At 40.2% G+C, this 11555-nt stretch carries 8 protein-coding genes; all 8 read right to left on the bottom strand.

The window, feature by feature from the left end; translation table 11 throughout:
* Window positions 1-247 precede the first annotated feature (247 nt).
* The 8 genes from ACFSKL_RS17235 to ACFSKL_RS17200 all read right to left on the bottom strand — a co-directional run bounded on the left by ACFSKL_RS17235 (window position 248) and on the right by ACFSKL_RS17200 (window position 11388).
* Window positions 248-3478, bottom strand: a complete 3231-nt coding sequence (locus tag ACFSKL_RS17235) for a S41 family peptidase (RefSeq protein ID WP_376887671.1) — start codon at window positions 3476-3478, stop codon at window positions 248-250.
* 634 nt (window positions 3479-4112) lie between these two features.
* On the bottom strand, window positions 4113-4943 hold the full coding sequence (locus ACFSKL_RS17230; protein ID WP_376887669.1) for an ABC transporter permease: 831 nt from the start codon (window positions 4941-4943) through the stop codon (window positions 4113-4115).
* 804 nt (window positions 4944-5747) lie between these two features.
* Entirely contained in the window at window positions 5748-5993 is a 246-nt protein-coding gene (locus tag ACFSKL_RS17225) for an Ada metal-binding domain-containing protein (RefSeq protein ID WP_376887667.1), read from the bottom strand.
* Between the two features lie 284 nt (window positions 5994-6277).
* The gene (locus ACFSKL_RS17220; RefSeq protein ID WP_376887665.1) at window positions 6278-6970 is read right to left on the bottom strand and encodes a 2OG-Fe(II) oxygenase; all 693 of its coding nucleotides are present in this window, start codon (window positions 6968-6970) and stop codon (window positions 6278-6280) included.
* A 380-nt stretch (window positions 6971-7350) separates the two neighbouring features.
* Window positions 7351-8205 (bottom strand): bifunctional helix-turn-helix domain-containing protein/methylated-DNA--[protein]-cysteine S-methyltransferase, encoded by an 855-nt coding sequence (locus ACFSKL_RS17215; protein ID WP_376887662.1) that lies wholly within the window; start codon window positions 8203-8205, stop codon window positions 7351-7353.
* Window positions 8206-8326: 121 nt separating this feature from the next.
* Window positions 8327-8686, bottom strand: coding sequence for a winged helix-turn-helix transcriptional regulator (locus ACFSKL_RS17210; RefSeq protein ID WP_376887660.1), 360 nt, complete (start codon window positions 8684-8686; stop codon window positions 8327-8329).
* Between the two features lie 406 nt (window positions 8687-9092).
* The gene (locus ACFSKL_RS17205; protein ID WP_376887658.1) at window positions 9093-10199 is read right to left on the bottom strand and encodes a Fic family protein; all 1107 of its coding nucleotides are present in this window, start codon (window positions 10197-10199) and stop codon (window positions 9093-9095) included.
* Window positions 10200-10473: 274 nt separating this feature from the next.
* Complete coding sequence (locus tag ACFSKL_RS17200; RefSeq protein WP_376887656.1) at window positions 10474-11388, bottom strand: helix-turn-helix domain-containing protein; 915 nt, start codon at window positions 11386-11388, stop codon at window positions 10474-10476.
* Window positions 11389-11555: the final 167 nt, after the last annotated feature.

Raw genomic sequence — 11555 nt, 5'->3', positions numbered from 1 at the left:
TTTTTAAATTATGAATTTTGAACTCCGAATAATGAATCAAGAATTCGCTAGGTACTTGATTGTAATCCAGCATCTACTATCCTCAGCGCATCTCTGCAACTTTGTGATCTCTGCGAGATTCATTCGCTTCTCAAATCTCACGTCTCACTCGCTTTCCCGAAATCCTTCGGGACAGGCTTTGGTACATCTTACTTGGTACTTTGTACTTCAAACTCCTCCTTCAGTCTTCGATCTTCCTCCTTTACAATCAGTTGTTTTTGAATGACTTATCAGGATAGGTTGGTGGGCTTGGGACTGGTCTTGGGTCTTTTTTGATGAGTTCTTTTAGGTGCTCGATTGCTGTTTCCAGTTGTGCATCTTTTCCTTCAAATGATGCTTTTGGCAAATTGATCACCTCGATGTCTGGAATGAAGCCTTCGCCTTCGATTAGCCATTCTCCTTCTTCTCCATATACACCCATCATCGGTGCCCTTGCTACCCCATTATCAGTCAGGGTGTTGACGCCGGAAAGCCATACTTCTCCGCCCCAAGTTCTTGCGCCTATGGATTGTCCTAGTTTGAGTCTTTTGAAGCCTTCGGCAAATGCTTCGCCATCCGAAGCTGTGAATTCATCCACCAACAAAACCAAATGTCCACGGAATGCATACTGCATGTTCCAGTATGGCTCACCTTCTCTGTTTTTCCAATAGAAAAAGGCTTCACGCATCAATTTTTCCAAGATGAAACTATCAATATTCCCCCCTCTATTATTTCTTACGTCGATGATCAATCCTGATTTTTTAAACTGTGGGTAGAAATCCCTGTACCACTGACTGATATCGCCCGCCGTCATTGCCCTCAGGTGGACATATCCGATTTCTCCATCAGAAGCTTTGTCTGCTTCCAGTCGCCTGGTATATTCCCAATCATTGTATCTCAAATTGGATTCTGCATAGGAACCCATCGGGATGATCACACGATCCTCAAGGCTAGTTCCGTTTTCAGACACAAGGGAAAGTCGTACCTGTTTTCCAGCTTTGTCCCGAAGGAAATAATTGATGTCAGTAGCGGAAATGACGGCCTCTCCATCTACATGGGTGATGATGTCACCTTTGTTGATCATGATATCAGGGTGGGAGAGTGGTGACATTTCGGTAGGATAATCGGGATCACTTTGGTAGATATAGTCTACTTGGAATCCTTTTCGGCTTTCATTTTTTGATAATCGAGCTCCCAAAAGACCAAGGTTGATCTGGTCATCTCCTCTTCTCAAATCACCACCGCCAACACTCGTATGCAGTACGCTCAACTCACCTATCAATTCTCCCAATACATCTGAAAGCTCTGCCCTTGTGGTTACTCTTTCTGCCAAAGGAAGGTATTTGGTGTACATTTTATCCCAATCTACTCCATGCATATTTGGGTCATAGTAGTAATCTCGCTCCATTCTCCAAGCATCTGTGTAAAGCTGTTTCCAGTCTTCTTTTGGATCTATGGAAAAATTCCATTTGCTCAAATCCAGTTTCATCTCGGTCAGATTGCTGATCGGGGAGGTTTTTACTTCAACAATATGGTGACTGCTTCCCACTGTGACCAACATGTATTTGTTGTTTTCAGAAGTGACAAATCTCCTCACATTTTCTATAAATGTTTTTTGTTCAGCTTTTGAATCGATCGGTGTCATGGTGATGGCATTTTTCCCATCTCCGTTTGCATCATTGAGATAGTACAGGGCTTTATCCGTCACGACCAAACTTCTATAGTTTCCAGCAGGAACAGGCACTTCTCTCAAGCGCTGCATCAATCCTTCTTCCTCAATAGTCACTTTTACCTCACCTTCTGCCTTTTTATCATCTTTCTTCTCCTCTTTTTTCAATTCATGATTGTAGTGAAATGGAGAAACTATTCCCTTCTTAAGGGAAATATGGTAGATTTTCATCTGCTTTTCCCAATATGGTTCTGGCTGACGGGTTCCCCAAGGTGAGCTGACACGGGTTTCGAAGTTTCTGTCAGAAAGGTAATAGATCCAATTCCCATCAGGACTCCATTGTGGATTGACGCTATTGGCCCAATCGGATGTGATGGCGATGTGTTTTTTTGTGTTGATTTGAAAAGCAAAGATTTGATTGAAAGTATTGGAAGCGGATTGTGAAAAAGCGATCCATTGACTATCTGGTGACCAAGCGATACCGCTGACGCCTTCTCGATTGGTGGAGGCTTTGGTGCTGCTACCCGTTGCGATATCGAATACCCACAAATCCCTGTTGAGATCTGTAAATGCTAATTTTTTACCATCTGGAGAAGGTGTCAAATTAAACCTCAATGTAGTTCCGTCTTTGGAGAGTTGTTTGCCACCTTTGAGTCCTTTTGGATCGTATTGGTGGATTTCAAATTCCCCAGATTCGTCTGAAAATACATATACATTTTTTCCATCTGGAGAAAATACAATGTCCCTAAAACGTACGCCATCTTTTCTGTCAAGTCTCACAGTCCTCCCTTCCTTCGCTGGGAGGATAAAACTTCTTCCCCTTGATGTAAAAGCCACTTCTTTCCCATCATTGCTGACGGAGATTCCTGTGATATAATTCTCAGGGTTTTTGATCCATTTTTCACGGGTATGGTCAAAATCAGAATTGAGTTGGATGTCCAGTTTTTTGTCAGAACCATCTTTGATATTGAAAGTATGTAGATCTGCGCCAACTCTATAGGCGATCAGGTCACCATGGTAAGATGCTTCCCTTACATCGTAGGTGTCTTGTTTGGTATGTTGCTTGAGATCCTCTCCATTTTCATTCATTGACCAGACATTGACTATGCCGTCACGGGAGGAAAGAAAATAAACACGTCCCTGATGATAGGTAGGATGATGGTCTTCGCCTCTGTAGTTTTTGGTGAGTTTGACAGCTTCTTCAGCGCCGTCTGTAAATTTCCACACTTGACGGGCCGTTCCACCTTCATATCTTTTGGTTACGTTATTATGAAATGTCGGTCTGACGAAAAAATAGGTGTCACCATCTTCAGAAAAACTACCTTCGGCAGCCATTTCGAGAGGAAGGATGTTTTTTTGTCCTGAGTTGATGTCAATGGTGACTGTTTGTAGTCTAGGTAGGGTAGAGTATTGGTTGGTGACATAAGCCAATTCAGTAGGAGACTTCCAGGCTGTTGGCACAGAAGCAGCTGCTTCGAAGGTCAACCTTTTCGGTATTCCACCTGAAATAGGCATGATGTACACTTCAGTAGGACCTTCGTAGGAAGCTGCAAAAGCAACCCATTTTCCGTCGGGGGAAATTTTCGGACTCCTTTCATCTCCTGCATGCGTGGTCAACCTGGTAGCCTCGCCACCTGATCGGGATATTTTCCACAAATCTCCTTCCGAAACAAAGACGATCAGGTCATTGTGTATCTCAGGTTCCATGTAATACCCCTGGTTATTTTGTGCCGAAAGGAGGTTGCAGCCCAAGGATAAAATGATAAAGATGAGTAGCTGTTTCATTTTCATAAAGTAAAGTTTTAAGTGAAATCGTTTCTGGAAAAGGCTTTTGGAAGATTAAGAAATGTATGTAACCAAATGTAAAAAATATTAAGCTATATACTAAAAACTTTTCATTGAGTGGTAGAAAATGGGGAGGGGGAAGAATTTAAGATTGTAGATTGAAAGATTTTAAATTGGGTTTAAAGATTGGAAGATTGGAAGATTTTAAAATTGGAAAATTGAAAGAACTTGTCCGTGACGGATTGAAAAAATGGGTTAGAATGTTGATTGGTCATTTCGACTTTACCTCACTTTAGGGAGGAAATGAGCCTGTCCCGCAATCCTGCGGGAAGAAATCTCGAACCGAGTTCACAGGACTGAGCCGTATTTTTACTTCACCTCTTTAATTCACAACGAGACCTCTCCTGCGATCGAGGTGACTTAGTCGTCATTTCGACAGTATGGAGAAATCTCGAACTGGTTTTACTTGACACTTTTTTCTAGTGATTAGAGAAGTTCAACCCCTTAGGGGTTGCTTTTCCTACCCATCATCTTTATCCCCCGCATTTCATACGGAGCTACTCAAAGTTTAACCCCTATCGGGGTTGACTCTCTCTTCACTTTCATCCTTTGTTTCTCACATCTCAAGTCTCATATCCCCCTAAGCCACATCAGCGAAAACCCGCTCCATTCTTCGGAAGTAGAACATGCCGAATACAAAAAACACAATAGCTACGATACTACCAGGCCAGATCCACTCCCAAGGCATAGGTCTGTCGAGGAAGGCGCCCCTGAAACCCTCGATTACACCGACCATGGGGTTGAGGATGTAGAATTTTTGATATTGCTCGGGCACTGCATTGGTGCTATAGACCACCGGTGCAGCGTAAAGTAGGAGTTGGATGACGAAGGTCAGTGCATGCTTTACATCCCTATACTTCACTGCCATCGCTGACAAAAACATCCCGATCCCCAATGAAGTCATCAGCAACTGGATAATCAAGACTGGCAAAAACAATAATCCCCAACCTGGACTGACTTTGAAATAGATCAGCAAACCAATTACCACCACAAAGGCGATCACAAAATCCAAGAGCTTGGAAAGTATGGATGAAAGTGGCAAAACCATTCTCGGAAAATACACTTTGGTGATCATATTTGCATTTTGGATTAGGCTGTTGGCAGATTCGGTTAGGGTGCCGGAAAAGTAATTCCAAGGCCATAATGCCAAATAAGAGAACAGGATATACGGCATGCCATCTGAGTCTACTTTTGCAAGCCCTCCAAATACAATCGTAAACACCAAAGTCGTAAACAATGGCTGGATAATTGCCCAACTGACACCTAAAATCGATTGTGCATACCGAGCCTTGATCCCTCTCAAGGTCAGGAAATACAAAAGATCCTTGTACCTCCAGAGTTCCTTGAAATCAATCAATTGCCAACCACTTGTAGCTTGGATAATTTTGGTTTTGTTAGCTTCTGTGTTCATGCAACTATTGTTTTCCGGGAAAATAACATTTTCAGGATAGCTTAAACTTGAGTTTCCAAAACCCCAAATAGAAGCTACTCAAATTAATTTTCCCAAAGCTATATATTTGATTTACAAAATTAAACAAACCGAGTAAAATAATTGCTCGGTATACGGGCTTGGGCTCAACTTTGGATGAATTCTTGATTTCCATGATGGTTTTCGGTGGGGTAATCCTTAACCAAATCCAATTAATTTATGCCTGGTTTTGAAAGTCATGAATCACTGTTTGCACTTTAAAGAATATGAGTATCCGCAATGTTGCACGTTGTGATAGAAAAGATTTTATCCGATGCGGATACTCCTCAACAACTTGTGCCGTGGCGTAGTCAACAGAAACTCAAATCGCTCACCCAACAATTTATTGTTTGGCTACGTGCAATAAAACGGATAGTCATTTTGAAGAATATGATTATCTGCAATGACACCAGTAGTTAAATTATGCATATGTAATCATGCGGATAATTGTCAACAGTCGACGATTGACAGTCAACTTGCCCTGGAAACAATATGGATACATTATTTTAAATGGCTACTGGTAAGAAAGCGGATATACATAAAAATGAAATTGAATACATTAAAAAATACAGGGCTAATATCTTTAGCAAAAGCTACTGAACTCCATCAAATACATTTGTTCAAAAAAATCGGACAGAAGCTGCCAAGAAATTTCTTGAGTATAATGCTTTAACCATTAGTGAAATTATCTATGAAGTGGGGTATTTAGATCTTGAAGCCTTCCAGAAAGTTTTGTCTAGCTGAGTGTCAAATAAATCCATTTTTCCATTTTTGATAGTGCGCTTTCATACAGTGTCCGCAAGGTCGGTAGCCGCTTTCCAGTGCTTCCTTTTCCGAGCTAAAAAATACCCGGTTTTCCCTTTTAAGTCTTTTGCCCGAAACACAGGACAAAGTTCCATAAATTTTTAGTTTCCGGTTTCCTCCCAAACAGATTTTCCTGTGTTTTATTTTGTTCCATAACTCCTTATCTGTTATTTCTATATGTTGAATCATTTTTAACCTGAGTTCGATTGTTATCACAAAGTCAAAATCAATAAAAATATCCAGTTACAAGGCAAATTTTTGAGGGATAGCCTAAGCTATCGCCCAAAAATTTAACGCAGTAAATGGGTGTTTTTATTGACTGAGCCGACTATTCGGTTTTAAACGGCAACATACTTCACTTTTTCAATCCGCAATATCCCAATATTACTTCATAAAAAAGTTCGCTCCTTCTTTTCGTAGTTCTCACCATTTAAAACTGTTTTGACAAAGTGAGAATAGTCGAACTCAGGTTTTTAAGTCTTTGCATCGTGAAAAATGATTCCAAGCGTATGACGTTCCCCGCTGTGGACTTCGCTTACACCGTGTTTCATAGGTGCCCTGTAATATCCTTTGGCTCCCTTTTTGGGTCTGAAATTGGTAGTGAATATTAGCATATCACCCTTTTTAGGTTTCAAAACAATTGCTTTGGATTGGGCTCTTGGGGTTTGCTCAATAAGTACAAACTCACCGCCGGTATAGTCCTGGTCTGGGTCATTTAAAAACAATACTGCCTGCATCGGAAAATAGATGTCACCATATAAATCCTGATGAAGGGTATTGAATCCACCTATGCCATATTTTAATATCAACACCGTTGCTTTATGTTGGTTGTTTTCCCTGCATTGTTGTAAAAGTTCAGCGTGTTGTAGTGGGAACTGTCTGTCAATTTTGAGTGCTTTAAACCAGGTATTTGCAATGGGAGCAAGATGAGGGTATAGTGTGGTCCTGATTTGCTGAATTCTTTCGGGAAGTGGGTAATCGAAATACTTGTATTCCCCCAAGCCAAAACTGTAACGCTCCATCACTACCGTTTTTCTAAAAGAATCAGCTGAATTATAACAGGCTTTTAAATCTTCACACGCTTTGTTTGTGAGCATTTGAGGAATGATGGCATAGCCTTTTTGATGCATTTCATCCGTTATTAAATCCCAATTGGTTTCTTCCATAAGGTTGTTTTTATCTTGTTTTAGTGCTCTTCAAAAAATCCGTGGAGACCCGCTAGATCAGCGTCATCGGTGTTCTATTTATACAATTTTATGCTGAAAACACACAATAGCACGCACCTGCCTGGCCGGTAGGCAGGGATGACACGGATGCAACGGATAAATGCTGATTTTCACTTCTTTTTGTTGCAATAGACTTTTTACCTAAAGTGTTTTCGAGCTTAATAATAATTTTTGTCTAGTACTAAATTATCTTATAGTCGAAACTCCTGCGTCCGCCTGATATCAGGGCATTTTTGTTTTTAAATCTTTGCATTGTTGTTTTGTTTTAATTTCCGCTACAAAGATTGGAATGTGTGCTGGGTTGGGAAACCCGAAACTTGCTATAGTGCCATACTATCTGATTTTACAGATTCCCAGCCAATCATGGCGGTTTTTCTTGTCATTCCCCATCTATAACCTCCCAGATGGCCGCTGGACTGTATTACCCGATGGCAGGGGATGAGGAAGGCAACCGGATTGCTGCCAATGGCTGTTCCCACCGCCCTTGAAGCATTGGGGTGTCCTATTTGGCCAGCAACATTGCTGTATGTGGAAAGTTCTCCCATCGGGACTTTAAGGAGCATTTCCCAAACTTTTAGCTGAAAATCAGTCCCCTTCAAATGCAGTTTTATTTGCTGTAATTTGCTCCAATCGTTTTGAAATATAAACAAGGCATTTTCTTGCATAGGGTCTAACTTTTGCTCATAGGTAGCATAGGGAAATTTAGATTTTAAGTCGTTTAATGCGTCTGTTTCATCATTATTAAAAGCCATATGGCAAATCCCCTTGTGGGTTGAGGCAACGATGAGCTTTCCAAAAGGGCTTTCGGCAAAACTGTAGTTGATAAAAAGGTTTTTTCCCCCGTTTTTATATTCAGCAGGGGTCATTCCCTCTATGTTGACAAAAAGGTCATGTAGTCTGCCTGTCCCAGAGAATCCTGTATCCAATGCCGTGTCAAATAGTGTTGCTTGCTGTTCTTTCAACAGCTTTTTGGCGTGTTCCAGACTGATGAACTGTAAAAACTTCTTTGGGGTCGTTCCTGCCCACTCACTGAACAAGCGTTGAAAATGAAAGGGGCTCAAATGTACTTTTGATGCCACTTCGTCCAGATGGGGCTGCTTTTTGAAGTTGTTTTTGATATATTCAATAGCTTCTGCAATGCGTTCGTAATTTAATTTTTGTTGCTCGTTCATCATTACGGTTTTTTTTAACACAAATATTGAAATAAACATGCAGGTCAAAAACCCGAAACTTGCTTGATTTCGACATTTAAGAAAAGCCCAATTTCAGGGTTTTTTCTTTGGAAAAGCACACTGATTACCCCATCATTTTCCTGTGTTTCTCCCCCCAGGCTTGCAGCTCTTTTACAATGGGATCGAGTTCATGGGTAATGGCCGTCATCTCATACTCAACCCGGGGTGGGACTTCAGCATACACCGTGCGTTTTATGAGCTTATTGGCTTCCATTTTCCGCAATTGAAGGGTGAGCATGCGCTCGGTGATGCCCGGAATACTCTTCTTTAACTCACCAAACCGCATTTTGCCTTTTTCCAGGACACAGCATATGGCCAAAGTCCATTGACCACTTAAAAGATCTGTAGCATAGATGGTTGCATTGCATTCGGTCAGGCTTTGTTTGTTTTCAAAATGGGTAGATGTTTCTTTTATTTTAGTCATTACTTACAATTTTGTTAGTACCTTAAAATTTTCAGGCATAGAATAGAATAAGGGGAGTAGCTCTGATGTCTCCGATATTCATCGGGGCAGGCTTAGTGTTTCACCAATAAGGTATTTGATATCATGTTAGAGAACCAAACCCAATGAGGACCAAAGAGATTTAACAACCCAAACAAAGGGCTTTTCCAATTGTAAATAACTGTCAAACCATAGTGTCCTTAGTGCAACCTTGGTGTTCGTTGTGGTAAAATGGAGTTGGTATTTAACCCCGAAGGACAAAATAAATTTTAAAAAGTAAAACAAAAGGAATTAGATGCTTAGGTTTAATCACTGAGTCCTACCTCCAAAGAACTCAAATATTATAGCAGTTCAGACGATTTCATAGTTACCAACTTTCATCCACTATTTATTCTATTTTGAATTCTACCATTTCATAATTGACGCTCCGTCCACCTTCTTTTGTTTGCTGTAAAATTCTTTTTTCTACCAAATCTTTTATATCCCTTAGAGCTGTATCGGTTGAGGTTTTGGTGATTTTAGCCCATTTTGAGGTTTGTAGTTTTCCTTCAAAACCATCAAAAAGTTTGTTGATCATCAATCGTTGCCTTTCGTTGAAGGATGTGTTTTCATGTGTTTTCCAAAACTCAGCTTTATACAATATTCTTTGTGTGGTGGTTTCTGTGGCAAGCATAGCGTTTTTTAAGCAGTTTAAAAACCATTCAAGCCATTGAGTAATATCTCCAGTACTATGTTGAACCTTTTGCAATACTTTATAGTACTGCTTTCTTTCTGTTAAAATTTGGCTAGACATGCTATAAAAACGCTCCCCACTAGCTTCGGCTCGAGCAAGCAACATGTCGGTAATTGCTCTTCCGATTCTACCGTTGCCGTCATCAAAAGGATGGATGATAATAAACCAAAAGTGAGCAATGGCAGCTTTCAGCACAAGGTCGAGTTTGTTTTCATTATTAAACCAATCCAAGAATTTATCCATTTCCTCTTTTACAAGTTCGGGTTTGACGGCTTCGTAATGTACTTTTTCTTTTCCCAATGCACCAGAAACTACCTGCATCTCTCCCGTTCGATATTTACCTACTTCTATTTTATAGGGACCGCTATATCCAGTGGGAAAAAGTGCTGCATGCCAACCAAGCAAACGTTTTTCTGTCAAGGGTAGGGAATGCTTTTGTGTTGCATCAAGCATCATTTCCACTACACCTTCGATATGACGATTGCTTGGCACAAGTCCCGCAGTATCGATCCCTAGCCGTCTTGCTATAGAAGAGCGCACCTGATCGTAGTTTAGCAATTCACCTTCTATTTCGGATGATTTTACCACGTCCAAAGTTAAGGCTGTAAGCGTGGCTTCTTCTTTGGCAGAAAAACCCAAAGCACCCATTTGTCCAATGATCTTGCCTTGCTTCAAGCGAACTTCACCAAACAAAGCGTTTATATCTCTATCTCGCCAAGTAAAGCTCGTCCAGTTTCTGTGCTCGTAAATGTATTTTGCCATCTCCCAAAATTATTTTGCGGTAAATATAATAATTAATTACCGCAAAATAGCGGTGAATATATTGTTTTTTCACCGCGTCATGAGTTAAAAATCGAAATTTAGGGACATATTTAGCAAACATGGGACGGTCTTGATAAATGTTTAATAAGATTGGAATATTGATTTTTCTGCTTCAATGCCAGTGATTGAAAAAAACAAATAGTTGTAGTTCGAGATTATAGAAATCTTGAAACTGGTTACTTTTTCAATTTTTTCCCAACAACACACCCCACACCTATTTCCCATTCCTCATATGATGGTATTGGGCAGGACTTTGACCAGTCCTGTTGGAAAAGTAGGTGGTGAAGTGCTGTAATGATGAAAAACCACAGTGGTAGGCAAGGTCTGTTAGATTAACTTTATCGCTTTCCACTAAGATTGTCTTGGCTTTTTCGATGCGTAGATGGATGATAAAGCTGTTTGGAGGATAACCCGTCAGCTTTTTCACCAATTCCGTGAATTTTGTTTTACCCATTCCAAATTTCATTGCAAGCTGTTCCACCGGCCATTTTTTGGAAAGGTCGCTTTGTATTTCTTTTGTCAAATTTTCTATAAATGAACCTTCACTATCGATTTTTAGCTGTCTCGTAGTCAGTACCCTATTCAAATCTACAATAAAGTTTTCCAATAGGTTTCGGATAACCAATTCAAAACCAGATTCTTGTTTTTGAAGTTCTTTGTTGATAGAGGTGAAGTATTTTCGGAATTGTTTGGCATTTCTTATTACAATCCCTTTTTCACTTGCAAGCAATCTTCCGAGGCTGATTTGGGTTTCCTTGGAATCTTTGAACCAAGCGCCAAAATCTAAGTTCTCTTGTAAATCATATTTCTCTGGTTTTAGTATAATCCAGGTAATCTGACCCATATCCATTTTTCCTGTTGGGCTTCCATTCCAATGCCATGGGGCAGTGATGGAGAGATCCCCTGGGAAGAGGTCAATTGATTTGCCTTCAATAAGCCATTCATAACGGCCACTTTCAATAAAATGGACTTCTATTCCATCATTGAGATGGGGTTTCATGTTTTCATCCATCCTGACTTTTGAAAATTTCATGTTGCCAAATTGACTGATGAATGGTACATGTGTCAAAGGACCTGGGTTTTCTTTGTGAAGCCAAATCCCAGTTTCTCCAGTTTTTTTGTTTTTCATTTTTAGCCTTCAATAGAGAATAAGAAATCCTGTATGCCTCAATATTTGGGCTTAAATTAACATTGTTTCCAAAATTCTGTGTACTGGTCTGTCTGTCAATTTATGTTTTACAATATCGACCGTTGTGCAATTATTATACTGTTTGATTTTGTTTTTCGCTTGCTTAG

The organism is Belliella marina (genome assembly GCF_042682445.1).
Classification (GTDB): Bacteria; Bacteroidota; Bacteroidia; order Cytophagales; family Cyclobacteriaceae; genus Belliella; species Belliella marina.
Note: the sequence above shows the minus strand (reverse complement) of the source record. Positions and strands in the feature narration are given on the sequence as shown.